19 protein-coding genes and 1 tRNA gene are annotated in these 26,125 nt (G+C 46.3%); 7 read left to right on the top strand and 13 right to left on the bottom strand.

Features of this window, described 5'->3' with window-relative positions; translation table 11 throughout:
- Positions 1-42 precede the first annotated feature (42 nt).
- The 4 genes from A28LD_RS06800 to aceA all read left to right on the top strand — a co-directional run bounded on the left by A28LD_RS06800 (position 43) and on the right by aceA (position 5,002).
- Positions 43-118: transfer RNA gene (locus tag A28LD_RS06800), tRNA-Phe, on the top strand.
- A 265-nt stretch (positions 119-383) separates the two neighbouring features.
- Positions 384-1,832, top strand: coding sequence for a sodium:proton antiporter NhaD (nhaD, locus tag A28LD_RS06795; protein ID WP_007420337.1), 1,449 nt, complete (start codon positions 384-386; stop codon positions 1,830-1,832).
- 201 nt (positions 1,833-2,033) lie between these two features.
- Positions 2,034-3,635 carry a malate synthase A gene (gene aceB / locus A28LD_RS06790; protein ID WP_007420336.1) on the top strand — a complete coding sequence of 534 codons (1,602 nt, stop codon included), beginning with the start codon at positions 2,034-2,036 and terminating at the stop codon, positions 3,633-3,635.
- Between the two features lie 41 nt (positions 3,636-3,676).
- Positions 3,677-5,002 carry an isocitrate lyase gene (aceA, locus tag A28LD_RS06785; RefSeq protein WP_007420335.1) on the top strand — a complete coding sequence of 442 codons (1,326 nt, stop codon included), beginning with the start codon at positions 3,677-3,679 and terminating at the stop codon, positions 5,000-5,002.
- A 56-nt stretch (positions 5,003-5,058) separates the two neighbouring features.
- Here the strand turns inward: aceA and A28LD_RS06780 are convergent, their stop codons facing one another.
- Both A28LD_RS06780 and aceK read right to left on the bottom strand, forming a co-directional pair.
- Positions 5,059-6,420: an amidohydrolase family protein gene (locus A28LD_RS06780; protein ID WP_007420334.1), complete on the bottom strand. Its 1,362-nt coding sequence runs from the start codon at positions 6,418-6,420 to the stop codon at positions 5,059-5,061.
- A gap of 74 nt (positions 6,421-6,494) precedes the next feature.
- Positions 6,495-8,231: a bifunctional isocitrate dehydrogenase kinase/phosphatase gene (gene aceK / locus A28LD_RS06775; RefSeq protein ID WP_007420333.1), complete on the bottom strand. Its 1,737-nt coding sequence runs from the start codon at positions 8,229-8,231 to the stop codon at positions 6,495-6,497.
- A 102-nt stretch (positions 8,232-8,333) separates the two neighbouring features.
- Here aceK and A28LD_RS06770 point away from each other — a divergent pair, with 102 nt between their 5' ends.
- Complete coding sequence (locus A28LD_RS06770) at positions 8,334-9,275, top strand: LysR family transcriptional regulator (protein ID WP_007420332.1); 942 nt, start codon at positions 8,334-8,336, stop codon at positions 9,273-9,275.
- An 18-nt stretch (positions 9,276-9,293) separates the two neighbouring features.
- On the opposite strand, the gene A28LD_RS06765 is transcribed toward A28LD_RS06770, so the two are convergent.
- The 7 genes from A28LD_RS06765 to A28LD_RS06735 all read right to left on the bottom strand — a co-directional run bounded on the left by A28LD_RS06765 (position 9,294) and on the right by A28LD_RS06735 (position 20,706).
- A complete protein-coding gene (locus A28LD_RS06765; protein ID WP_007420331.1) occupies positions 9,294-11,459 on the bottom strand; it encodes an EAL domain-containing protein in 2,166 nt (721 codons plus the stop codon).
- A gap of 156 nt (positions 11,460-11,615) precedes the next feature.
- Positions 11,616-14,792 carry an amidohydrolase family protein gene (locus A28LD_RS06760; protein ID WP_007420330.1) on the bottom strand — a complete coding sequence of 1,059 codons (3,177 nt, stop codon included), beginning with the start codon at positions 14,790-14,792 and terminating at the stop codon, positions 11,616-11,618.
- A gap of 142 nt (positions 14,793-14,934) precedes the next feature.
- Positions 14,935-16,296 (bottom strand): GntP family permease, encoded by a 1,362-nt coding sequence (locus tag A28LD_RS06755; protein ID WP_007420329.1) that lies wholly within the window; start codon positions 16,294-16,296, stop codon positions 14,935-14,937.
- A gap of 31 nt (positions 16,297-16,327) precedes the next feature.
- Complete coding sequence (locus tag A28LD_RS06750) at positions 16,328-17,158, bottom strand: EAL domain-containing protein (protein WP_007420328.1); 831 nt, start codon at positions 17,156-17,158, stop codon at positions 16,328-16,330.
- Between the two features lie 126 nt (positions 17,159-17,284).
- Complete coding sequence (locus A28LD_RS06745) at positions 17,285-18,601, bottom strand: MFS transporter (RefSeq protein ID WP_007420327.1); 1,317 nt, start codon at positions 18,599-18,601, stop codon at positions 17,285-17,287.
- A gap of 23 nt (positions 18,602-18,624) precedes the next feature.
- Positions 18,625-19,977, bottom strand: coding sequence for a hypothetical protein (locus tag A28LD_RS06740; protein WP_007420326.1), 1,353 nt, complete (start codon positions 19,975-19,977; stop codon positions 18,625-18,627).
- Between the two features lie 9 nt (positions 19,978-19,986).
- Positions 19,987-20,706 carry a VC0807 family protein gene (locus A28LD_RS06735; RefSeq protein ID WP_007420325.1) on the bottom strand — a complete coding sequence of 240 codons (720 nt, stop codon included), beginning with the start codon at positions 20,704-20,706 and terminating at the stop codon, positions 19,987-19,989.
- A gap of 169 nt (positions 20,707-20,875) precedes the next feature.
- Here A28LD_RS06735 and A28LD_RS06730 point away from each other — a divergent pair, with 169 nt between their 5' ends.
- Both A28LD_RS06730 and A28LD_RS06725 read left to right on the top strand, forming a co-directional pair.
- Positions 20,876-21,895 carry a M28 family peptidase gene (locus A28LD_RS06730; RefSeq protein ID WP_007420324.1) on the top strand — a complete coding sequence of 340 codons (1,020 nt, stop codon included), beginning with the start codon at positions 20,876-20,878 and terminating at the stop codon, positions 21,893-21,895.
- Between the two features lie 42 nt (positions 21,896-21,937).
- Positions 21,938-23,194, top strand: a complete 1,257-nt coding sequence (locus A28LD_RS06725) for a serine hydrolase domain-containing protein (protein ID WP_007420323.1) — start codon at positions 21,938-21,940, stop codon at positions 23,192-23,194.
- Between the two features lie 18 nt (positions 23,195-23,212).
- Here A28LD_RS06725 and A28LD_RS06720 read toward each other — a convergent pair whose 3' ends face one another.
- From A28LD_RS06720 to A28LD_RS06705, 4 genes are all read right to left on the bottom strand, one after another.
- Entirely contained in the window at positions 23,213-23,686 is a 474-nt protein-coding gene (locus A28LD_RS06720) for a hypothetical protein (RefSeq protein WP_007420322.1), read from the bottom strand.
- Positions 23,687-23,837: 151 nt separating this feature from the next.
- Positions 23,838-24,140, bottom strand: a complete 303-nt coding sequence (locus A28LD_RS06715; protein WP_007420321.1) for a type II toxin-antitoxin system RelE/ParE family toxin — start codon at positions 24,138-24,140, stop codon at positions 23,838-23,840.
- Positions 24,128-24,385: a type II toxin-antitoxin system Phd/YefM family antitoxin gene (locus A28LD_RS06710; protein ID WP_007420320.1), complete on the bottom strand. Its 258-nt coding sequence runs from the start codon at positions 24,383-24,385 to the stop codon at positions 24,128-24,130. The genes A28LD_RS06715 and A28LD_RS06710 overlap by 13 nt, the downstream gene beginning before the upstream one ends.
- A 127-nt stretch (positions 24,386-24,512) precedes the next feature.
- Positions 24,513-26,030, bottom strand: coding sequence for a serine hydrolase domain-containing protein (locus A28LD_RS06705; RefSeq protein ID WP_007420319.1), 1,518 nt, complete (start codon positions 26,028-26,030; stop codon positions 24,513-24,515).
- Positions 26,031-26,125: the final 95 nt, after the last annotated feature.

Below are 26,125 nucleotides of genomic sequence, written 5' to 3'. Positions count from 1 at the left end.
TTTAATTGCACCCACATTACGCAGCAGCGTAAAGCAAGATTTGCCCGGATAGCTCAGTCGGTAGAGCAGGGGATTGAAAATCCCCGTGTCGGTGGTTCGATTCCGCCTCCGGGCACCATTATTTGAAAGGCCTCGCTAGCAATAGCGGGGCTTTTTAATATCTAAAATACCCATTTCAGCTAATATCTACTGTTAGTATATAAAAATTTGATATTCCCCTCGCAATTTTCAAAATTTGTGTTACCCTTGCCGCGCTTTTTCTAGGGGTTCAAGCAAGAATATCCAATTCTAGCCGCGATAGCCCCAAAAAAAATAGCCCCTCCCTTCGAAGTCTAAGCTCGGCCAGCACCCAAGTGCATGCCTATTATATGCAGGTTTTAGAAATGAAAATTGCAATAGGAATACTAGCTCTAATTTTTGGAACATTTTTAAGCGCACCCGCTTATGCCGCTGTTCCAGAACTTGATATGACCAACACCACCATCGGCTTTTTTGCGCTCGGTATTTTCGTTCTTGCCTATATTTTGGTTATGGGTGAAGAAAAGCTGCATATGCGTAAATCTAAACCTGTTCTAGTTGCTGCGGGGATAATTTGGATTTTAATTGGTTGGGTTTATACCCAACAAGGCATGCAAGATTCGGCTGAACACGCATTTAGGCAAACGCTTTTAGAGTTCTCTGAGTTGATGTTATTTTTGCTAGTAGCAATGACATACATTAACGCCTTAGAAGAACGTCGTTTATTTGATGGCTTGCGCTCATGGTTGATTCGTAAAGGGTTTAGCTACCGCTCACTATTCTGGATTACCGGCATTCTCTCGTTTGTAATATCACCAATAGCCGATAACCTTACTACGGCATTACTGATGTGTGCGGTGGTAATGAAAGTTGCCGAAGGTGATAAAAAATTCATTGGTATCTGCTGCGTGAATATTGTTGTAGCGGCAAATGCCGGTGGTGCTTTCAGCCCGTTTGGCGATATTACCACGCTAATGGTTTGGCAAGCAGGTATGGTTGCAGCGCAAGAATTCTTAGTACTCATGATTCCAGCGCTAGTTAACTTCCTTATTCCATCGATAATCATGAGCTTCTTTATCGAAAACCGTAAGCCATCGGCAATGAGTGAAAGCGTTGAGTTAAAGCGCGGCGCGTTCCGTATTATGGCGCTCTTTCTACTTACTATTGCCACCGCTGTGGCTTGCCACACCTTCCTCAACCTTCCGCCGGTTTTAGGTATGATGATGGGGCTTGGTTACCTACAATTTTTCGGTTACTTCTTACGCATGACACTTCCTGGTTCTCTTGCTCGCAAAAAGGCCATGGCCGAGCGAGTTGGCGATCAGGAACGTTTAAAGCGTTTGGGTAGTGTTGTGCCGTTCGATGTATTCAGCCGTGTATCCAGAGCTGAGTGGGATACCCTATTATTCTTCTATGGCGTTGTAATGTGTGTAGGTGGCCTTGGATTCTTGGGTTATCTAGGCTTGATGTCAGATTTTCTCTACAACGAATGGAACCCCACCTACGCTAACGTAGTTTTAGGTATTGCCTCTGCGGTTATCGATAACATTCCAGTTATGTTTGCGGTGTTAACTATGCAGCCGGAAATGTCGCATGGCCAATGGCTTCTAATTACTTTAACCGCAGGTACCGGTGGTAGTTTACTTTCAGTAGGTTCTGCAGCAGGTGTTGCACTTATGGGGCAGGCTCGAGGCTACTATACCTTTATGACGCACTTAAAGTGGGCGCCAGCAATATTCTTAGGTTACATAGCTAGTATATTTATGCACCTATGGCTGAATGCAAGCTTGTTTGATCTTTACGGCACCGTGTAATAGCTCATATGCTTTAGCAGAAGAAAGCGAACCTCCGGGTTCGCTTTTTTTATGCCCTCTGCTTCACTATTCAGAAAACTAATGCGCCCTATTCATTCATTATGTGAATGCCTATAATTTTTTGCATAGATTGGATGAATATTAATTGTAAGCTCATACTAATTTGCAAGTTAACATTGAACTAACAAATTAGGTTTTATTATGAGCAAGCAAAAAAATAATCTAAACGAACTAGTTTTTACTGAAACGCTACCGGCTCAATTTCAGGAAATATTCACCGAACAAGCGCAAGCACTTATTGTTGAGCTTACTCGAAAATTTCGCCCTCGCTTGCAAGAGCTTCTCGCATGCCGTGAAGTGGCACAACAACACTACGATCAAGGCGCCCTGCCGGATTTCGCAGCAGAAACGGCTCCTATTCGAGCTAGCCAATGGAAAGTGGCTGCAATTCCAAAAGATTTGCAAAAACGTCATTTAGAAATCACTGGCCCAGTTGAGCGAAAAATGATTATCAATGCTTTAAATGCCGATGTTGATGTATTTATGGCTGATTTCGAAGATGCCCAATCACCTACCTGGGAAGGCTTGATTCAAGGGCAAATCAATTTACGCGATGCCAACCTTGGCAGCATAGAGCACATCGATCCTGTTAGCGGAAAACAATATGTATTAAGAGAAAAACCCGCCATGTTGATTGCCCGTGTGCGAGGCCTGCATCTTCCCGAAAAGCATTTGTTAGTTGATGGCCAAGCGGTTCCAGGTGCCCTGCTCGATTTTATTCTGTATTTCCTGCACAACTATAAATCTCGAGCTGCCAAAGGCAGCGGTGTGTATCTGTATGTGCCCAAGCTTCAGCATCATCAAGAGGCCCTGTGGTGGAACGATGTATTTAGCTATTTAGAAGATAAGCTGAAACAACCTCGCGGTACTGTTCGTTGTACTGTGCTTATCGAAACATTACCCGCCGTATTTCAAATGCACGAAATATTGCACAGCTTGCGCCACCATATTGTTGGCCTAAATTGCGGCCGCTGGGATTATATATTTAGCTATATTAAAACCTTACGCGCACACCCAAATCGCGTGCTCCCCGATCGCCAAGTAGTGAGCATGAATCAACCCTTCTTAAGCGCTTATTCTCGTTTACTCATAAAAACCTGCCATCAACGCGGTGCCTTGGCTATGGGTGGCATGGCTGCATTTATTCCTAGTAAAAACGAAAGTGAAAATACCGAAATTCTGAATAAAGTAAAAGCCGATAAAGAACTTGAGTTTAGCAATGGCCATGATGGTACATGGATAGCCCACCCCGGCTTAGCGCCAACCGTTCGCGATGTTGCCGCCAAATACCTTGGCGATTACCCGAACCAACTGCATGTTAGCCGGGATCAAGATGCAGAAATCAGCGCAGCAGATTTGCTCGAACCGAGCGCAGGTGAACGCACTGAGGCAGGCATGCGCACTAATATTCGCGTTGCATTGCAATATATCGCGGCTTGGTTATCCGGTAAGGGCTGCGTGCCGATTTACGGGCTAATGGAAGATGCCGCTACCGCAGAGATATCACGCACATCAATTTGGCAATGGATTCACCATCAAAAAGCACTCAACGATGGCCGAACTGTTACCAAAGCGCTATTTCGCAGCATGCTAGAAGAGGAAGCAAAGGTTGTTGCTGATGAGGTAGGAACAGAACGCTGGCAGAGCGAAAATTTTGCTACTGCGAAAACGTTACTCGACGAGATTACCACAGCCGATGAACTCACCGAGTTCCTTACGCTGACCGGTTACCAGTATCTATAGAAATCAGAACTTAACTACTATATTCAACAAGGAATACAACCATGACAACACCAAAGCACATGCAAAAAGAAGTGGAAGCGCTGGAGCAAAAATGGGCTACCGAGGAGCGTTGGAAAGGCGTTGAACGAACTTATTCAGCCGAAGAAGTTATTCGTTTAAGAGGCTCGCGGAAAACCGCGCACACTCACGCAGAAAAGGGTGCCGAGAAGCTCTGGCGGTTAGTTAATGGCGCAGCACAGGATAAGTTCGGTAAGAACTATGTGAACGCTTTAGGTGCTCTTACCGGAGGCCAAGCCGTACAACAAGTAAAAGCTGGCCTACAAGCTATCTACCTATCGGGTTGGCAGGTAGCTGCCGATAATAATTCAGCGGCAAGTATGTACCCGGATCAATCGCTATATCCAGTAGATTCGGTGCCGAAAGTAGTAGAGCGCATTAATAATTCTTTTACTCGTGCCGATCAAATTCAGTGGTCGAAAGGCATTGGCCCAGAAGATGAAGGCTATGTTGATTATTTCGCGCCTATCGTTGCCGATGCTGAAGCCGGTTTTGGTGGAGTACTCAATGCCTATGAACTCATGCTGGGTATGATCAAAGCCGGTGCCGCCGGAGTTCACTTTGAAGATCAGCTCGCTTCCGTGAAAAAATGCGGCCACATGGGCGGTAAGGTGTTAGTACCCACGCAAGAAGCAGTGCAAAAATTAATTGCAGCTCGTTTAGCCGCCGATGTTTCTGGCACTGATACCCTAATTGTGGCACGCACCGATGCTAATGCTGCCGATTTACTAACCAATGATGTAGATCCCAACGATACACCATTCTTAACCGGTGAGCGCACAGCGGAAGGTTTTTACAAAGTAAAAGCTGGTATTGATCAGGCTATCTCTCGCGGCCTTGCCTATGCTCCTTTTGCTGATCTGGTTTGGTGCGAAACGGCTAAACCTGATCTCGAAGAAGCACGCCAGTTTGCCGAGGCCATACACGCTAAATATCCCGGTAAACTGTTGGCTTACAATTGCTCACCTTCGTTTAACTGGAAGCGAAATCTTGATGATGCCACCATTGCCAAATTCCAACGGGAGCTCGCCGCTATGGGCTATAAGTTCCAGTTCATTACCTTGGCCGGTGTCCATAACATGTGGTATCACATGTTTAACCTTGCTTATGATTATGCTCGCAACGATATGTCGGCATACGTGAAGCTACAAGAAGAGGAGTTTGCCTCAGCAGATCGTGGTTACACCTTCGTAGCGCATCAGCAAGAAGTGGGTACGGGTTACTTTGATCATGTAACCAATGTAATTCAAGGTGGCATTTCTTCAGTAACCGCACTTAAAGGCTCTACCGAAGAAGAGCAGTTTTCTTAACCTGCTGCTCTGATTAAAAGAGATTGGGGAGGCTGCTCCCCAATCTTTTATTTACACTATAAAGCTGATTCTTGTACTTGCCCTTCCTGTTTATAAACAACGCCTTCTTTCATTACAAAATCAACTCGTTGCAGTAAATTAATATAACGAAGAACATCACCTCGTACCGCGATAATATCGGCCACTTTCCCTTCTTGAACAGAGCCGAAACGATCTTGCACGCCCATCATCACTGCCGGCCAATACGTTGCCGCGCGGATAGTTTCCATGGCATCAAATTCCATAACCTCTACCCACCAAGCCATTTCTTGCCAAGTTGATTGGCAATGAAATTTCATTGGAATACCACTATCAGTACCAATCAACATAACCACTCCGGTTTCTTTCAACTGGGCGATTTTGTTTCTTAACGTTGAACGGCGTAAAGGCGTGAGTTGCATGTAGCCAAGCTGTGCAGGTTGCGTAATCGACGAACGAATATCAGCAATAATATCGGTTGATAATCCCTGCTCCCAGCATGGATCGTCCAAACGCGTAGGATTCTGAACAGTATTTGTGTAGTTCCATAAACCTTCTACGGTTGGCGTCCAAAACAATAAACCATCAAAAATGCCTGTTGCAGTTCGCTCAATTAGGGCATCGAGAATATCTTGCGGATACCCCGGTGCCGTTGTCAGCCCGGTATGTTCGAAGTTATCAATACCGATATCTAAACCAACACGAATTTCATCCGGTTTATGGGCGTGCCCAACTACCTTCATACCCAATCTATGCGCTTCATCCACAATAGCCTGGGCAACCTCTCTTTCCATATCGTCGTGGTCAATTAACTTAACCATTTCCATGCCTGCTTCATGTAACTGGCGAACGCGGCCTTGGGCTTCGGCCACTGTTCTCACTTCCCAGCGGTAATCGCGTTGCCATTCAGCTACTTCATGCTGCAAAAACGGCCCCGTAGTATATAAATGAGGACCGGGAATTCGGCCACTTCGAATAGCTTCCTTAACATTCTTAGAAGCCGCCAAGGGCGCGCCCAAATCTCGCGTGCTCGTTACGCCAGCAAGAAGAAGTTGCAACGCTGCCGCTGGCATAATCTCGCTCTCGAAGCGATCTGAATATGTTGCATTCCAATGTGGGTAATCTGCGTGCCCAACTAACATCAAATGTGCATGGTTTTCCCAAAGCCCGGGGAGTAAATCATGCCCACCCATATTTATTTCTCGATATCCCTCTGGAACCTGCAACGTATCCACAGTACCTACTTGCTGAATAACACCGTTTTCAATTAAAACAACACTGCGTAAAAGGGGTTCAGCAACGGTGCCATCGATCAGCCGCCCCCCAACTAGTGCTATTTTCTCCGCCTGAACAGGCCACGCGCATGCGATTAGTACACAAAAAATGATACTGCGAACCATAAACACCTCGTTATTATTTTTATTAAATTCAATTTAGCTTAGTTCGAATACCTTGATATCACAAAGAAAACTTTCTAGGTGGCCTCATCATACCTCACATGAAGAAAGCGAATGGCTTGCGGGTAAGGAAATATATCGGCGATAACGCCCGCTTTAATTTTATCTTGCTGCTCGCGCCAATAACTCGCATAAGCCAGCTCGGGATATAGCGCTAAGAAACGCCCGCGAAGTTTCGGGTTATAGAACACATATTGCGGCAGTTGTTCTGGGAATACATCGTTTGGTGCTACTGATATGGAACCGGCATCTTGCAAAGAATCTTCCATTGATTGGGATTTTGGTAGTTCGCGAAAATTCATTTCATGCAGATATTGAACCTCATCATAGTCATAAAAAACCACACGCTTGGTGCGCGTTACACCAAAGTTTTTCAATAACATATCGCCTGGAAAAATATTTGCCGCCAACATATCCTTTAAGGCCTGGCCATAATCTTGAATGATAGCCTCGGTTTCTGCCTCATTGGCATACTCTAGGTAGATATTCAGCGGTGTCATTCGTTTTTCAATGTAGAGATGGCGAATTATCAGCAAATCGTCCTCGAACTCCAAAGAACTGCCAATGCTAGTTTTTAGCTCCGCAAGCAAATCGGCAGAAATGCAACTTAGAGGTAGAGCTACATTAGAATACTCTATGGTATCTGCCATTCGCCCCACTCGATCGTGGCGCTTAACCAATTGGTAACGTTCTAACACCGTATCGCGGCCAAAGGGTTTGCTCTCACCAAACTCATCTCGGATCACCTTAAACACATAGGGAAACGAAGGCAGTGTGAACACCATCATTACTAAACCACGAATACCAGGCGCTGCTACCATTTGCTCATCAGATTCTGCCAAATGGGATAATAATTCACGATAAAACTCGGTTTTGCCTTGTTTATGTAGGCCGATAGCAGAGTAAAGCTCAGCAAGTGTTTTTCGCGGCATGAGCCCTTTTAAAAAACGAACCAACGCCGATGGCGCTCGCGTGTTCACCATGAAATAGGCACGAGAAAAACTGAAAATAATCGTCATCTGATTCACATCAGTAATCAATGCATCCAGAAAAAGCTCACCTTGTTTATCTACTAACACGGGCACAATGAACGGATATTGCTGGCTTTCCGTAACAATACGCCCTACTACATAAGCCGCTTTATTCCGGTAGAAGGGGTTTTGCAGTACATCAAGGCGCATTTGATGGGCGGCAAGCGCTCTTATATTAGCCTGACGCTGAAAAGCGCGCATTAACTGGGAAATATTTGCCTCTAAATCTGCAAATTTAGCGGTGAAATGCATTTCATGAATGATTCTACGCAAGGTTTCACGAACACCTTCAGCAACCGGGAAATAACTTTGGTACTCGGTTTCTACCGGTAAAGGAATTCTCCGCGCTAACGTTGATTCCACAAATATAAATTGATTGTGAAAATACCGTCGGTGAAAAAGTTTACAAAATACAGAGTTGAAGAAGGTTTCGGCAAGTTCTGCCTGTGGGTGAAACTGCAGTAGCTCTTCGTAAATACTTCTTACTTCTTGCCAAAGCTCGGTGTTGGGTTCATCAGTAACAATTTCTTGATTCAACAGCGCAATAGTTTCTTGAACTCGCAAATCGTAAAAGGAAATACGATCCCGCGCCGCTGCCTGCAATTTATCCCAAGCTCGAGCAGTAAAATGTTCTTCTGCAGTATTAGTGATATCTTGAAAGAGTTGATAGTGATGCTGAAAACCCTGCAATATCAAGCGTGCTATGCGGCGAGCCTCCGCCATAAACTATTCTCCTAAAATACCGGAACTAACATTGCAGTTCTGAATTGCTTCTTTATAATTCATTCATCTTATTTATTATAATCAGAATAGGCAATTCATCTGATGAATCATTTTCGAAATATCGATCTCAATCTTTTGATCTATCTTGATGCATTACTTCGGGAGCGAAATGTTACCCGTGCCGCAGAACAATTAAATATTACCCAGCCGGCCATGAGTAATGGCCTAAAACGCTTACGTAACTTGCTAAACGATCCGCTATTAGTGCGCACAAGCGAAGGTATGGTGCCTACCGAGCGCGCATTATCAATGCAAAAACAAGTTCGCCAAATTCTCTACTCAGTAGAGGAAGTTATTCAGCCTTCGCGAACCTTCACTGCCGAGAGCAGCGAGCGAGTTTTTCGTATTATGGTATCTGATTATGCCGCCTCTACTTTGATGTCGCCACTACTGAAGGCATTACGTGATCAAGCACCACAAGTAACTATTGATTTAATGACACCAAGCGATGTTAGCTTTCATGATGTTGAGAACGGTAAAGTTGATATCGCTATCAATCGGTTCGATGATTTACCGCAATCATTTCATCAGAAAAATTTATGGAGCGATGATTTCACCTGCTTGATTCACCATGAGCACCCTCTTATTCAAGAGTACTCATTGGAAAATTATCTAGCAGCCCAACATTGTTGGGTAAGTAAAACAGGCTTTGGCGTGGGTATTGGCATGACACCTGATGCCGTGCAAAAGTTAGGCTGGGTTGATGAAGCGTTGGCAAAGATTGGCCACCAGAGGCGTATTCGTGTATTCACCCGCAACTATCATGTAGCAATGCACTTAGCACGCGAAGGGCTAATTGTTACCCTGCCCACGCGCGCGGCAAAACTATATGCGGATAACCCCGATTTAGTGCTGAGAAAGCCACCATTTCCGATTCCAGCCATTGATTTACAAATGATTTGGAGCCCTCTGTTACAACACGATGAAGGGCACCGCTGGTTTCGCCAATTAGTGGCCGATGTTGCCGCTGAAAGCTTTAATTAACATTTGAATATAGATGTTCTAACCATCTTTTTTCCGTGCATTTTGCAGTATTTCATCGGTGGCACTATAAAGTTCTTGTAGGTTTTTGGCAGCCTCGGCGGTAGATGAGCAAGTTCCGTAGTAAAAGCTTGGGGCTTCGCCATCCTCACTCAGCTCTGCAATCATCAACAAGTTGCGGAGTTTATGTATTAGAGTATCAGCTTGGCTCGCTGCGCTGGTTGCTGAATTGCTATCTTCCACCAGAAGCACCATAAATTCACCATCACCTACTCGGCCAATTAAATCAGCATCATGAAAAGCCCGCTCTAACGCTGATTGGAATACGCGCTCTCGCCACGCATTGCCGCACCCGATGTTTTCCACTTCAAAATGAAATAAGCTCACACCTAACGAGAATCGATTACAGAGTGATACAAGATCGTTCGCTCGAGTTTCAAATTGCCGGTGTTGAAACACAAACTGGTTCATTTCGCTTTCACGCGGCGGTTCACTGAGCAGTTCCGTTTCTACAAGCTGTGTAATGGCTTTCAGTAACCGTTGGTCTGTAGAAGTGATATCTCTTGGCTCAATATCTATCACACAGAAGCTACCCACCATTTCGCCATAAGGGCTAGCAATAGGTTGGCCGGCATAGAAACGAATATTCGGCGAGCCTAACACATTTGGATTATCGGAAAACCGAGGATCTTCTAAGGCGTTTGGCACTAATAAAATATTCCGATCATGTACCGCTATATCGCAAAAACTATCTTTTCTCGGAGCCTCGGGCCCACTTATGCCCTCAAAAGATTTAAACCAAAGCCGATCGCTATCTACCAAAGAAATCATAACTGTTGGTACTTGGAATACTTTTTTTGCTAAACGCGTTAATCGGTTAAAGCGCTCTTCTTGTGGCGTATCGAGTATTTGCATTGCATGCAGTGCATTCACCCGAAAATGCTCTTCGGCAGCAGGCTCTCGTTGCAGCAGCCAGCGCATAGCTTGCTCAACGTCCATTGGCCGGGCGAAATAGAAACCTTGAATTAAATCACACCCAACATCATGCAAATATTCCAATGTTTCTGCATCTTCAACGCCTTCGGCAGTAACATCCATATCGAGTGCATGTGCCAAATCGACAATACCTTTGATTACTTTTCGAGATTCATCTGAAGTAACCGCGCTATGCACAAACGAACGGTCAATTTTCACCTCAGTAAATGGCAAGCGTACGAGTTGCAGTAATGATGAATAACCCGTACCGAAATCATCAATGGATAAACGGAAGCCTTTAATGCGCAAACGCGTTAATAAATCGAGTGAAGCCACTGGATCGGCCATCGCGCCAGTTTCCGTGAGCTCCAAGATAATCCGTTCAGGTGATAATTTATATTCCTTCAGCAAGGCTTCAAGTTCGGAAAATAAATCATTACTGTGCAATGATAACGCAGAAATATTAATCGCGAGAGTTAGGCTGCGCGCGTCACCAGTAAAATCAGAAGTGCTTGATTGTTCAATTAATTGCGCAAGAAACGGAACCGCTTGCTGCATTACCAAACGAGTAAGATCATCTATAAGGTCATGCTTCTCGGCTATATCAATAAAATAGTAAGGCGGAATATTTCCATATTCAGCATGATGCCAACGTGCCAGCACTTCAAAACCATTCACTAAATGAAATCGGCTCTCAAACTTAGGCTGAACAGCGATAGTAATTTGTTTTTTTGCAATTGCTTCTCGCACAGATTCAAGTGTTACTAAGGTTCTGTAATCGGGTGTGGCTGAAAGAGCCTTAGTTTCGCTTCGTTTAGCGTTATCTTTAGCGCTCATTTTTGTAGATTTTTGCACTAGATCACGAAACGTTTTTGGCGAAAACGGCTTTTGTAACGTGCCAAGTACATTTAAACCATGGGCACTAACTGAACGGCTAGCTGCATCGAGAATACGCTGGCCAGCACCACTGGTAATAATGATTTGCGATTGTAAATCCAGCCCGGCAAGCTGCTGAATAACTTCAACGCCATCCATGCCTGGCATAATTAAATCTAACACTATGAAATCGGGAGGCGTAGCAATGATACGAGTAAGAAATTCATCGGGAGAATCAGTAAAATAACTATCTAAACCAGCATATTCAGCAATGTGCTGAATAGTTACACCGGTTTGCTCATCATCATCTAAGATAATTAAACTCGGTTTGCTCATATACTTGAACCTCTAGCGTATTCATGTTTTCAGGGGAAGCCAAATCATCGTATCAAACATGCGTACACGCTTTGTAATCTCGGCATCACTAAAAAGGCACCCGAAGGTGCCTTTTAACTATAATACCGCAAATAGAGGTTCTACAAGTGAAGTTTTCTATTCAAAAAAGAATACTTTACGTTCACGTGTAGTTCGGCCTATTTCGTTCATGCTTTCAGCATCAAATAAACGGCCATTCACCATGGTATGAGTTACTCGATCACTCACCCGAATATCTTCTAAAACATTGCCATCGATAATTGCTAAATCAGCAAGTTTACCCACTTCTAGTGAGCCGATAGCATGTTCCATACCAAGGCTTACTGCTGCATCGTAAGTGGCTGTGCGCAGTGCTTCAATCGAATTCATACCACCTTGCGCCATCATCCAAATTTCCCAATGCTGAGCCAAGCCCTCACGTTGCCCGTGCGCACCCGCAGTAACTTTTACACCGCGTTCTTGTAAAGCATGAGCTCCGGTAGCTACATTAATATGGTTGTAATGATGCGAAGGTGCAATTTCACGGCGCATAGAACGCGGGCGTAAAACACGCTCAGGAACATAAGTGCTTAATCGAGGGTGGTTCCATACATCAGTATGGGCATACCAATAGTTCTCACCCCAGATTCCACCGTAAGCCACACCCAAAGTTGGGGTATAAGCTGTTTCTGTTTGCTCCCACAACTGCAGCACATCTTCAAAAATGGTTTCAACTGGAATCGAATGCTCAATCACAGAATGGCCATCAGTAACCATGCTAATGTTGTGCTGGAACAATGAACCACCTTCAGGCATTACCATCATTTCTAGTTCGCGAGCGGCTTGAATAATCTGCTGGCGCTGATCCCGGCGCGGCTGATTATAACTTTTCACCGAAAACGCACCTACTTTCTTCATGCGCTCAAGATGAAAACGAGCATCGTCTAAGCTATCAACGTGCGCCGTTGCCGACGGGCTATTCGCGCCGTATAAAATAGTGCCGGTAGAAAAGATACGCGGCCCTACAATTACCCCAGCCTTCTGCATTTCACTGGCCGTAAATATTTGCTGGGTGTTATTCGAAGGATCGTGAATCGTGGTTACCCCGAAAGTTAAACCTGCATATAACGCCCAATTTTGCTGCGGAATAATCTGGCTTTCACCTTGCGCACCATGTGCGTGAGTATCGATAAGGCCTGGAATCATGGTTTTTCCAGTAAAATCGATTACTTCTGCACCGCGCGGGATATTTACTTCTGAGCGAGAGCCTACCGCTGTGATTTTATTGCCGCTTACAACTACTGCGCCATCTTCAATCACTTGCTCGCCGTTCATGGTTACTACTGTGCCACCAACAAACGCAATTACCTGATCAGGAATATGCGTAGCGGTTGTGAAACCGATATTAGTACCATCAGCTACCTTCTCAAAGTTACTTTCACCACCAATATCAAACATTCCGCTAAGGTTTGCTGAATAGAGCTCTGGGCCTAGTGTCCAATAAAGGTTATTACTATCCGATGTCCAAGAAAGGTTATCACCCGCTCGCTGCGATAATTGCTCAATCGGGAACTGGCGATCGTTAGGGCCAATGTTAATGGCCGCACCGCGCTCAACAAATGGCGTTACAAAAACCCGGAAACGCTCGGCAAATGCTAAATATTTACCATCAGGCGAAACCTTGAACTCAGTAGCATGTGATGATGTATATAGCGTACGGGTTTCACCGCCATCAATTTCAATACTACGAAGTTCTGGGCCACTGGCGCCAAAGCCATTCACGTAAATACGATCGTTACGCGCACCAAACTGCACTGAACTGCCACTGCGAGCAATACGCTCAGGAGCATCAGCATTCAGAGGTAAATGATAAATACCCGCTTGTAACCCATGCTGCGGGTTAGTTAAATAGCCACCACTAATTTTACGGTAAACAATGGCTTGGCCATCTGGCGAGAACACCGGTTCAACAAATTTGCCGGGGCCTGTTGGTAACACGCGTTCGCGATTATTCCGCAAATCACGCACAATTACTTGCCCTTGTTCTTGATCGTGCCAAGTGGTGTAAACCAAATAACGGCCATCACGAGAAAATGATGGGAACTGCTCAAAGCGTTCGCTTTGCCCAGTTAACCGTTCTGCATTTCCATTCGGCAAGCCACGGGTGTACAAATGCCCTAATGCTTCATAAATAACTCTATCGGCATTTGGCGATACTACTGCGCTGCGTAGCATGCGCACATCGAAATCGTCATGCTCAATGTGTTGGCGAAAACGAACCGCATTTTGCACTTCTTTTTCAACTGAAACATTGAATGGAATGTTCGCAGTACGCCCATTCGCTATATTCAAACGGTGTATTTGTCCTTTGGCATAAAACACCAATTCAGAACCATCGGTGTTCCAGCCCATGCTTGGATAAACACCGTGAATCGCCCACGTTTCTTGCATATCGCGGCTTAAATCAGCATAAACTTCCTTGCTTTCACCGGTTTCTAAATCATACAGATACAGCTTGCTTTGGAAATCATCGCGGCCTACATACGCCAAATAACGGCCATCAGGCGAAGGAACTGGCCGTACGGCACCACCCATGCCTGAAATAACTGTTTCAATATCGCCAGTTTCTAGCTCATAACGCTTAATGCTGTAGATGCCAGAAATAGAATCTTTGTTGTAATGGAAGGTTTGCCCGGGGGTATCATCTTGTGAGTAATACACATATTTACCATCGGGAGAAAATGCTGGCTCGCCCAGATCTTTTTGATCATTCGGGCGCGCTGTTAACATTACACCTTGGCCACCACTTTTGTGATACATCCAAATCTCACCGGCACCAAGCGAACGGCGGGCCGTGAAATGTTTACGCGCAACGAGGTATTCACCATCGGGGCTCCACGCAGGGCTATTCAATAAGCGGAAACTTTCGTTACTAACTTGCCAAGCATCACTGCCATCAGCTTTCATTATCCAAATATTATCGCCACCACCTTCATCAGATGTGTATGCAATATACTGGCCATCAGGGCTGTAGGTTGGTTGCATGTGCCAACCAATACCGCCACGAATCAACTCAGCTTCACCGCCAGCGGCAGGCATACGATAAATATCGCCAAGCATATCAAATACTATGTAAGCGCCATTCGGGCTTACATCTACACTCATCCAAGTGCCTTTATCGGTATTGATACTTACAGTGCTGAATTCGCCCATAGGCTCGCTAACGCGCCACTCTGTTTCGGCGCTAGCAATACCGCCAACACACAATGTAGCGGCGATGCCGGCAATCGGAATTAGTTTTTTTAATTTAAACATGAAGGATCCCTAATCATTGTTATCAAATAAAAGCTGATAACTTATGGTTTACCTACTTCATTGGTAGGTTTTGCTTACCTTGTTGTAAACCACCACGAAGGCAATGTCTATGCCATCGCGGTGAGCTCACTAATGCTTGCGATTAAGCCAACATCATTGCCACTGCCACCACCACAAGTGCGGCGAGCATGGGCACTAACACGGTAACCACGAAAATATCGCGATAGGCTTCTTTATGAGTAAGCCCCATTAGCGTAAACAGCGCAATTACTGCCCCGGAATGCGGTAACGAATCAAGGCCACCGGCGGCTAAATTCGCAATACGATGAAGCAGCTCTGGCGAAACACCGAGTTCAATGTAGGCCGGCGCTAGGCTCGACATAAATATCTGTAGCCCACCCGAAGCTGAAGCTGTAATACCTGAAATTAAGTTTGCAGAAATGAACACAGATACCAAAGCCGGCAGTTCCAGCGCCAGCAACCATTCTGCAAAGGCATGGAAACCTGTGGTTTGGATAACTACGCCACCAAAACCGATAACCGCAGCAGTATTAATCAACGGCAATAGTGCATCATCAGCTCCTTGGCCTGCCGTGCGGATAAAATCTTTTCGTACCGGCGGGAACAGCAAATAACAAACCCCTGCCCCCATCAGCAACGCAAAGCTTGCCCACAATATTGGTTGCGTGAGGGCAAAATTAATCCAGCCAGCTTCGATTGAAAACTGCATGAGTAAGCGCGGCAATACGATAAGGGATAGCACCACAAGAACCGGAAAAATCGAGCGCCCCCAGCCCGGAAGATTGCCACCAGAACCACCTGCCATTGCGGCCATTTGCTCATCTTTTGGTGTTGCAACATAGCCTTCGCCATTGGCTAAGGCAAGGTGCCACTGGCGTTGTAAGTACCAAATACCTAAACCTGCCATTAACACACCGGCCAAAACACCATACCAACCGCCAGCGAATAAATCGGTTCCCAGTGAATTAGCCGCAATTACGTTGTGAATGGAGGGTGTTCCCGGCAACGCTGTCATGGTGAAAGTACCCGCACCCAAAGCAATAGCCGCTGCATATAAACGCCGAGGAATATTGGCCTCTTTCATCAGGGTAACGCCTATCGGATACATGGTGAAAATCACCACAAATACCACAACACCGCCGTAAGTAAGCAAGGCACATACCAGCATGGCAATTAGCAACGCGCGTTTAGCGCCCAACCATTGCGTAATTGCCATTGCAACGCCCTGCGCAGCTTGGCTGGCAGCCATAATACGGCCAAACAAAGCACCACAAAGAAACAACAGCAGAAAATTACCGGCGAAACTGAATGCCCCAGAAGGGCCAAACGGAAAGTGTTGAAGAAACACTTCTTGCAGCGCCATGCCGTTGGTAAGGCCAATAACCAAAATAGCTAGCAGCACGGCGAGTAGAATATTCCAGCCCCGTAACGCCAACACAATCAATAGTGCTAAGCCTACGAGTAACCCTAGATTCCCAAGCATAATGAAACCCTGTTGTTATTAATATTGGGTATCAAGGTAGCAAAAAATGCATATCCTCTGCCACTGCTAAAACATCGGGGGGTGCAATTGCTTTAGTAAAATGCTGAAGTTTGGTTAGCGGCATTGGCCTACCCAGCAGATACCCCTGCGCTTCGTGGCAATGGGTTAGCTTCAAAAATTCTAGCTGCGCCTGGGTTTCTACCCCTTCAGCGATAATTCGTAAATCGAGGTTTCGGGCGAGCTGCAAAATATCGTGATACAGCAAAGCATCACGCGCTCGATTCGTAGCATCGCGTAAAAAGCTACGATCAATTTTTACTGTGTTTAATGGCAATTTTTTTAAGTAGCTTAACCCGCAATAACCGGTACCGAAATCATCAATACTCAACGAAATCCCCATTTGCCGCAGTTGCCGTAACGCATTAAGTAAAAGCGGAGCGGGCTCTAACACCACAGTTTCGGTAATTTCTAAATCTAAGCAATGCGGCGCAACACCCGCTTCAGCAAGGTATCGTTGCACGACGGTAACTAACGGCACTCTTTGCAGATAACCTACCGATAAATTTACCGAAACTCGTTTTATCATAGGCTGAAGGCGGGAGAAATCGTGCAGCGCTTGCCGTAGTGTCCACTCGCTCAGTAGCACTATCAATTCACTTTGCTCAGCCACAGCAACAACTACCTGCGGGTTTAACCAGCCAAAACCTTGTGAATGCCAACGCAATAAGGCTTCAATACCGGTAATTTTTTGCTCCACAAGGGAAAATTGCGGTTGATAATACAAACACAGTTGGTTGGTTTGCATAGCGCTTAAAAGGTTTTCTTGAATAAACGTTTTTAGCGGCGGCGAGCTTTCATTCATAGCGGTTCCGGATTAAGTGGGAGTATTCCCAAAGCCTAATACAAAGCCCGCAAGATGCACGGCTGTTCAGCCATAACACCAGCACACACGGCAATCACGGATATTTATGGCGTTGGTAAAAAAGTGTTAGTGCCGCGCGCGGCTGAGTGCAGATAACTGTGTTACCCGCGCTAAAAGCACCGCACCGATAATGAAGAACGCAATCACCATTAACAACGCGTTTTGCCGAGAAAACAAATCAGCGACAATCCCGAACGTAGCCGCTAGCAGCATCGCCATTCGATTAAACACACCCCAAAGCCCGAAGGCACTGCCATCGCGTTCAGGCGCGGCTAACAAACCCACTAATGAGCGGCTCGATGCCTGAATAGAACCAATACCGGTACCGGCGAGCAAGGCTACGATAAGAAACACATCGCGCACGCTCATATTCAGCCAAGCCGCAATATCATGAATACCGTACATGCCACTTATTGCGATAATCCATAAACCAATAACTGCGAATAATACTTTTCGGGCCCCCACAAAGCGCTCAACGACACCGAATCCTATGGCACCAAATAACGCACTAAATTGAGTGGCCAAAAATACAGCTACTAAATCGGTTTGGGTAAGCCCGAGCTCGCCGGTGCTGTAGATACCAATAAATTTAATAACGGTTTGCACACCCGCCATATAAAACAAAAAGGCCCAAAAGAATCGGAAGAGCACAGGTTGCAAGCGCTGTTGCCGGAATAAGTTCAAGCTCTCGCGCCAATGCTCACGAGGAACCAGATTGGTTCCTTTAGGTTTATCTTTAACGAGCATAAAGGTAGGAATGGCCACTAACACGAAGTAGATAGAAATCGCGATCATGGCCCACTGATGCTGCGCAATATAAAGGCCACGTTCGGCGATAGGATCAGCACGAATAATAATCACCGATACCATTACCATACTCACAAAGCCACCGAGGTAGCCAAGGCCCCAACCAAGGCCGGATATCAACCCCATGTTCTTTCGGCTGGCAAGCTCGGGTAAAAATGCCGACATAATGGCTTCACCCACCATCCATGCAGTGTTGGTAATCAAAATAATAGCTATGCCCCACCAAACATCGCCGGGGCCGATAAAATAAAGTAGGCAGGTAAAGCTAGCGCAGATAAGGGTAGACCATGCCAATAGCTTCTTTTTCGAAACCCCGCGGTCGATCCAATGCCCCACCATAGGTGAGAGAACCATGGCAATTAATGTAGAGCCGATAATAGCAATCGACCAATAGGCATCGCGCCACTGGCTTTCTTCAGGAACAATGTAAGCCACAAAAAACGCAGAATAAACGAAGGAAATAACAATGGTGGTGTAGGCTTGGTTGGCAATATCGTACATAGCCCAACCAAATATCTGCCGCTTTGGCGCGTTCTTTTTTACCTGAATTGCTGCCGAACTTGTGGAGCTTTCCATCGTTAGTATCCTTTTAAAGCCCTTCAGTTAGCGGCTTCGGTTTCTACAATGCCGTTCCGGTTAAGCACCACTTTCCAGCGTTGGATATCATCTTTATCACCCCAACGCTCACGAATAACTAAATTTAATACTGAACGCTTTTCCACGATATCACGCACTACCTCGTTACCTTCTTGCCGATAAATGGGGTAAGTACTTTGTTCTAATAATGGCGCTAATACTTCTAAATCTAAAACCAAGGTTTCACGCGTAGTTGCATAGCCACTTAAAAATCGTGAAGGCAGCATTTTCGACCAACTACTGTAATGCAATACGGTTTCGCCGCGCTGAGGTGTTGATGCCCTGCGCGCTTTTTTAATTTCGGTAGCCAAATCTTCAAAGTTTTTATAATCAATCCACTCTACCGATTTACCCACTACATTTTCGTTATTCGGATCAACAAATTCATGGCGCCACTTCGGCCTGCCTTTACGCAGCCAAAGCCAAAGCTTTTGCCGAATATCATCTTTAAAAACTTCCCGAACCGCATATAGCAGCGCCACCGCAGCAATAAATACGGCGGTAACATCGCCCAAGGTATCCCGCGCCCGCAGCACCGCATAGGAAACGGCTGTCATTACTACTGCCGCTACACCGGCCTTCACAAAGCGCTCTTCGATATTCCCTAGCTCATGCCCTACCCGCCGCAAGGTAACCGGAAACTCAATCAGCCGGCGCAATAGGCGCATTTTATTCGACATCCGCGTGCTATCGGTTTGCACTCGATCAGAGTTGTACTCATTTTCATTTCTATATTTCGCTTCTCGGCGTGCTATACGCAACAACAACTCGCGAATATCTTGTTCATCACTGGCGAATTCCAACTCAGCAGCTAAGCGCAAAAACTGTTGCTCTGAAAACCACGATAAATAGTTATCGATATTGGTGTAATAACGCCGAAGGGCATCTTCTTTAGGTGCCGTGCGGCGTAATCGGCGCATAATGGTAGCGCTCAAATCGAGCAATTCCGCTAATGTTTCACGCAAATTTTCCGGCCGTTCACGCAAAATACGCCCTACTTCTTGCTCAATTGCATTCACATACTGATAGGCATACAAACTTAAACTCAGGCGGTATTCCGGCGTGGGCCGTTCTTGCTGTTTTGCTAAACGCTGAACCAAACGGCTACGCACCAACGGTTCTAACTGAACTTGGCTGTGGTAGGTTCGGCTAATATGAAAAGCCTGATGGTAAAGCGAACGCTCGGTAACCACATCAACAGATAAACCCAGCTCACCCGGCACAAACAAGAAAATATCTAACTTGTGCTCTGGGTAATCACCTAGGTTTCGCACAATGCGTAAGCTAAACGAATCATTGCTATCTACAGTAACCACGCGTGCTTATTAATCCTGTGCCTGTAAGAAGTTTTCCACCGATTCTCCGGTGAGCGTGCCAATGCGTTTGAATATATAGAATATAGCACCCATCAAAATGATCATGGTGGGCAATACGATAACTGGGAAGCTTAGCGCTGTCATGCGCGCAATTTCGCCGTTAAATGCTTCAGTGCCAGCAGGGCTTACTACAATCATTCGTGCCAGAATATAATTTAGCACCGCAGAGAGAAAAAATGCTGCGGCTACCGCATTACCGCCATTATTAATCGTTTTTTGGAATTCCTGTGTTTTCCCACGTTTGCTCAGCACCGCATTTAATTTATCAAGATCAAGTATTTTGCGATTCAGCAATATTTTTTCTACCAACGGAAAACGAGTAAAGCGGCTGCCAAATACCACCAACCCAATAATGCCCGGTACCGCGGCCTCTTTAATCGCAATATACGCAGGATCAAGCTCTAACAAGCCAATGCCGCCGGTAAGCAACACGCTTACCAAGCCTAAAATCGAAAAGCCGTTAATTTTTTTACGCCGATACAATTCCCAACAACCAAAACCTAAGGGGAATGCGAGCGCTAACACCAGCGCTGTGGGCGCTCCCAGCCGCGCATCACTGCTCAATTGCATTAGAATAATAACGGGCAGGAAAATATTAAATAGCATATTAACCATTAGGCCGGGTTCTTTAATTTCTTTCTTTGATGTTTGATTTCGATATTCTTGCATAAGTAACTTCTAGGTTAATGGTGGTGTTCAAGCAATTGCGTGCAGAGTGCATAATACGCGGCGAAAGCCTATTCGTATAGGCGTAGCATAGTATGTTATTTGCTAAGATTTTGCAGCAGTGCATGCATAGGGTAATATACCCATCAAATTTAACGAATATGGAAATTTTATGCACAATCATCGTTCGTGGTATCGCCGTTTATGGCCTCTGTGGCTCCTGATTATTATTGTTATTCTTGCTTGGTGGCCTGGCCGCAGCATTTTAATGAATACGCTTACTGAGCGTGAAGCGCAGCGTATCGCTAGCATTACCCCAGATCAGGGCGCGGCAACTACACCTGAACGATTAAGCATAGAACGCATCATGGCCGATTTACACTGGCTCGCTGATGCCGAGCGTGAAGGCCGAGCCCCAGGAACTGATGGTAGCCAAGCTGCCCGCGATTATATTATCGAACGGTTTCAGGAACTTGGTTTAACACCCGCTGGAACCGAAGGCTACGAGCAGGCGTTCACTCATGAGCGCGTGGAACGAGCCGTAAACATACTTGGCGCTATTGAGGGGCAAGATCCAACGCTGCGCACTATCGTTATTACCGCACATTACGATCACCTTGGCGTGCGCAATGGCCAGATTTACCATGGTTCCGATGATAACGCTTCAGGAACCTCAGTTTTACTCGAAATGGCACGTTATTTTAGTGAAAACCAGCCACAACATACTTTGCTATTTGCTGCCCTAGATAGTGAAGAACGCGGTTTGTTGGGCGCACATGCACTATTTACTAGCGGCCACCTTGATCCGAAAACAATTGCCTTCAACGTAAACATGGATATGCTTAGCCGCAACACCGATGAATTGTTGTATGCGGTAGGTACGTATCACCACCCGTGGTTGGTTCGCCTAGTACAACGCGTGCAAGCAGAAAATGGTGCTCGCATTGTTATGGCCCATGATCGGCCGTGGTTTAAAGCTGGCCACACCGATGATTGGACACTGAGCTCTGATCATGGCCCATTTCATGAACAAGGTATTCCTTTCATTTACTTTGGCGTAGCCGATCACCCAGATTACCACGCCCCAACCGATACTTCAGATAAGGCCGATGAGGCATTTTTCCGTATCACTGCTGAAGCAACATTGAGCTTTACAAAACTCATTGATCAAGTGCTTTCAGAAAAGCGTTAACAGTTTACGTTCGCAGTATTAGAGAACAGAGGTAGTAACTTAGTGCGCTCGATTTATCGATTAATCATTACTGCTGCGCTCTGCGTTGTTGGCTTCGCCGCAACCAGCACGATAGCAGAAAATGAAAAACCGTTGCACCCGAAGTTCAACGAGCTTTTTCAAAACACGTTGAACCTTGAGCAAGTGCCAGGCGGCGTATACGCCATAGTGCATCGCAATCAAATTGTAGAAATGCAGGCGTTTGGTGTTCGCGAACTCAACGGCACTGCGCCGGTAGATGAACATACTGTATTTCGTATTGCTTCGGTATCGAAAACCTTTGCTGGCACTTTAGCTAGTATGCTGGCAGACCAAGGCCAATTTGACTTATCTGAGCCGGTAAGCAAATACGTACCTGACCTGCAATTTAAGAATCCACAATTTAATATTGATTTAGAAGTGGGCCATCTTTTGGCCCATAGTTCAGGCGTTGTTCCGAATGCCTACGATAATTTAATAGAAGCTAATTACCCGCGTGAACGGATTTTGCCGCACTTCAATCGTATTAACCCAATGTGCACACCCGGTGCTTGTTACGGCTATCAGAACGTTTTATTTAGCTTGGTTGAAGATGTTATTGCACAAAAAACTGGGCGTGATTACAGCAGCTTAGTAACTGATTTAATTTTTGAACCCTTAGCAATGAGCGATGCGTCCATTGGCTTACAAGGCTACCTCGGCAGTGATAACCGCGCTGCTGCCCATATTCGAGGGCGCAATGGCTGGTTTCCGCGGGAAGTGAACGCTAACTACTATCGCTATGCTGCCGCAGCCGGGGTAAACGCAAGCGCTACTGATTTAGCGCAATGGTTAATAGCGCACATGGGTTATCAGCCCGATGTTCTGCCGTTATCGGTTTTAGAACAAATTCGTACCCCACAAGTGCGCACTACTCGCGATCTGCGCCGCCGTAATTGGCGGCCACTGCTTTCCGATGCTCATTATGGCTTGGGTTGGCGAATCTACGATTTACAAGAAAAAACATTGCTTTACCACGGTGGTTGGGTAGAAGGGTTTAGAGCCGAAATATCCTATTCACCTGATTACGATATTGGGTTGGTTATTTTAATCAATGCCGAAAGCACAGCTATCAATGGCCTTTCACCATACTTTTGGCGCGATGTACTCAATCGCATGGAAACCGAACAATGGATTCCATACCAATACGCCAACGATATAAAACCCATGCCCTCGCCATTGGAAACGCCAGCTGTAACAGCTAGCTTCCCATTCGATTTATGCTACTCGTGTTTGTGGTAAACACTTCGCTTTAGATGTTCAGCGCTTTGGTTCTGGCACATCGCTCTTATTAACATTCTGAGCGTTGGCAACTGAAGAAGCGAATGCCTTATCATCTTGATCTGCGTTCAACCCATCTTGCTCCTCGCTTTTTGCCGGAGTAAACGATAAGCGAGTTGTGCGTGACCATGCAACGGCAGTAAGAATACTTAGCTGCCTATTCTCATCAACATCTTTGCTCGTACGCACTTCCGTTCGCCAGAGCTTGGTATAAGGCAAAACCCACCAAAGCTGCCAAGCCAAACATAGCGCGGTTGCAGCAATAACGGCCCATGATGGCAACTCAGCAAGGTTAAGAACGATCAGCTGCAGCAATATCAACAACGCCGCACAACATGCGAGCTGCATTCTTGGGAAATCGAAACCCCTTATAATCCAATGAGGGTTACGCGACAAAGGAAGTAGCGTGGCTACCACAATTAAACCTGTGGCTATATAAATGAGAATATCCAACGCCTACCTCCTACCCATAGATTCAATCCCGTTTCGCATAACCACTGCCAATAGCGCTGAATGGCAGTTTTAAACCAAGCTCTGGAACTTATAGCGCTATCCACGCCGGCAGAGTGTTGCAGGGGTTGAAGGCTCCGAAAAACCCGGATTGTTAGCTGTTTCCAAGCATGTACGCACGAAGCTGCCGCTCCTCTCGCATAACATAGAGCACGAGAACCCGCTGCCCATCCTCACGATAAAAAATGCGACACGGGGTAACAACTACCTCCCTGTATACCGAATCAGGGAGCTCTTGAGGAATCCGCCCGGATTTGGGGAAATTTTCCAAACGCTCGATTTTATCGAACACTTCCTGAACCAAAGCGCTTGCGGCAGTAGGCTTATCGAGAGCAATGTACTCAGCTATGGCATCCAGTTCTTGAAGGGCTGGCTCGGTCCAGATTACTTCAGCCATTTACTCATTTTCTCCCTGGCCTCAGTTTTGCTGCATGTTCTTCCCTCAAGTACCGCACGCTCTCCCCTTGAGAGCCCCTCAAGCAACTCAAGGCGACGCTGCATGAACTCGTAATCCTGAACATCAACAAGGTATGCGGATGGCTGGCCATGCTCCGTAATCAATACGGGCTCTTTCGACAAGTGCAGATCTGCCAGAATCTTTGTGGCTTGGCGCTTGAGGTTCGTAACTAGCTCAACTTTCATAGGTTCACCCTGATCTAAACTTTAAGTGATACTATAGTATCACTTTCCGGGTAAAGCAATCCTAGCCAACCCTCCGCATGTGGCGTCATTAGCGAAGCGGTTTGTTAGCAGCTTCTCCAAAATCACTCTATTCCACGCCCGCCTGCCGCTGTCCTATTTGCCCGAACAATTGAATATTCATATTCTCACTGTCGCCATCGAAGTTCGCGTATACTCCGCTTTCATGAACGAACACGTTGGGCCTGCCTTCGATCGGAACCATGACAAGAGAAAGACGATTTCCAGCCGGAAATACCAGCGTGAGTGAATCTTGTGCGTAAACCACCGAAACCTCCCAACCCTGATCCGGGAAAACATAGGTTCCAGCCAGTGACTTCAAGACGGCATCGGGTTGCTCCGCGCGTTTAACCCTCTCCTCGCGGAATATTGACCAATCATAGGCGCGGGACACTGCGCTGAAGAATTCTTCACCGAGATTAGCTCCATTATCGGAGTTGGCTAGAAACACCGCACCATCGCCGGTCCGCAAATTCAATGTCATGCCTGCCCTATAACCAACAGTGCCGCCATAATGGGTAACAAAGAGCTGATCACCTTCACCCATTAATCTGAAGCCGTACGCATGGTTAGCGATGGGGTTGGCAAGCATCTCGCGGATACTGGCCTGGGTGAATAAGCTGCTCTTGCCCTCGTAACCTTTGTGAATTTCGAGCAAAAACATAGCTAAATCGGTGGCCGTTGCCCATAGGCCAGCAGCAGCCTGCTCGGGATAGTTGTTCCAACCTCCTGCAACGATAGCACCGTCTATCTGATGTCCGCGAGCGGTATGTGAATGGCTAGAAGTAGGCAACGGCATGGTGAAATCCGCTTGTTTCATGCCCACAGGGGTGAGCAGCCACTCGCGCATGATCTGATCGAAAGGTTTATGCAGTTGATCCTGCAGGGCGATTTCTATAACGGTATAACCACCACCTGAGTACGCGAGCGAAGTCCCCGGCGCGTTCAGAACCTCCACTTTGCGGGAGTTGCTCGGTGTTTCACCTCGCACGATCTGGTGGTCTGTCGGTATCGGTTCGTTCTGTGCATATCCGGCGTAGCCGCCCCGTGCAATGCCCGACGAGTGTGCGAGCAGGTTACGGAAGGTAACCGGGTTGGCTTTGGTTTGTCGGCCAGGCGGCAGATCATAGGATAACAAGTAATTTTCGATGTTCTCGTCAAAATCGATCAGTCCTGCTGTATTCATGCGCAGCGCAGCGAGCAAAGTAAAAGGCTTGGCGATGGAGCCGGCTTGGAATAGGCTCCCACAATCAGCATCGGTGCCATCTTTTTGCAGCTGCCCCCAAGCTGCACTCCAATCCAACTCGCCTTTGTGGATTACTGCCACTGATAGCGCAGGCGTCTTGGACATGGCCATGCGCGTTTCAACGCTAACGGGGTTTATTTCGCCGTCAAACACCACATGTGGCAGCATCCCGTCCTCGACCTGATTTTTGCGCGCTTGTGCATCACTCGCAGTATAGCAACTCCAATGCTGCTGAAGTTGAGCTTGCATGGGGCCTTCGAGCCCCGACATTGGCAATGTGTCGACAACGGCTGAAATGGTGAGCCCACTGAGCAGCGGCATAAGCAGGGTGTATTTGTTCATTTGTAATTGCGTTTCCTTGCCCGTTATCGATCTACGGATGAGATTTCGAGTAGCCTAACGCCACGCACATGGACACGAGCTTGCGAGCGTCACCC

Source organism: Idiomarina sp. A28L (assembly GCF_000218785.1).
GTDB lineage: Bacteria > Pseudomonadota > Gammaproteobacteria > Enterobacterales > Alteromonadaceae > Aliidiomarina.
This window is presented reverse-complemented; position numbering and strand designations above follow the sequence as displayed.

Bases quoted from the DNA above. Each gene is read 5' to 3' on its own strand.
- A28LD_RS06750 (WP_007420328.1), bottom strand. From the start codon at position 17,158: ATGAATGAAAGCTCGCCGCCGCTAAAAACGTTTATTCAAGAAAACCTT.
- A28LD_RS06770 (WP_007420332.1), top strand. From the start codon at position 8,334: ATGAATCATTTTCGAAATATCGATCTCAATCTTTTGATCTATCTTGAT.
- aceB (WP_007420336.1), top strand. From the start codon at position 2,034: ATGAGCAAGCAAAAAAATAATCTAAACGAACTAGTTTTTACTGAAACG.
- nhaD (WP_007420337.1), top strand. From the start codon at position 384: ATGAAAATTGCAATAGGAATACTAGCTCTAATTTTTGGAACATTTTTA.
- aceK (WP_007420333.1), bottom strand. From the start codon at position 8,231: ATGGCGGAGGCTCGCCGCATAGCACGCTTGATATTGCAGGGTTTTCAG.
- A28LD_RS06745 (WP_007420327.1), bottom strand. From the start codon at position 18,601: ATGGAAAGCTCCACAAGTTCGGCAGCAATTCAGGTAAAAAAGAACGCG.
- aceA (WP_007420335.1), top strand. From the start codon at position 3,677: ATGACAACACCAAAGCACATGCAAAAAGAAGTGGAAGCGCTGGAGCAA.
- A28LD_RS06755 (WP_007420329.1), bottom strand. From the start codon at position 16,296: ATGCTTGGGAATCTAGGGTTACTCGTAGGCTTAGCACTATTGATTGTG.
- A28LD_RS06735 (WP_007420325.1), bottom strand. From the start codon at position 20,706: ATGCAAGAATATCGAAATCAAACATCAAAGAAAGAAATTAAAGAACCC.
- A28LD_RS06780 (WP_007420334.1), bottom strand. From the start codon at position 6,420: ATGGTTCGCAGTATCATTTTTTGTGTACTAATCGCATGCGCGTGGCCT.
- A28LD_RS06705 (WP_007420319.1), bottom strand. From the start codon at position 26,030: ATGAACAAATACACCCTGCTTATGCCGCTGCTCAGTGGGCTCACCATT.
- A28LD_RS06710 (WP_007420320.1), bottom strand. From the start codon at position 24,385: ATGAAAGTTGAGCTAGTTACGAACCTCAAGCGCCAAGCCACAAAGATT.
- A28LD_RS06760 (WP_007420330.1), bottom strand. From the start codon at position 14,792: ATGTTTAAATTAAAAAAACTAATTCCGATTGCCGGCATCGCCGCTACA.
- A28LD_RS06765 (WP_007420331.1), bottom strand. From the start codon at position 11,459: ATGAGCAAACCGAGTTTAATTATCTTAGATGATGATGAGCAAACCGGT.
- A28LD_RS06715 (WP_007420321.1), bottom strand. From the start codon at position 24,140: ATGGCTGAAGTAATCTGGACCGAGCCAGCCCTTCAAGAACTGGATGCC.
- A28LD_RS06730 (WP_007420324.1), top strand. From the start codon at position 20,876: ATGCACAATCATCGTTCGTGGTATCGCCGTTTATGGCCTCTGTGGCTC.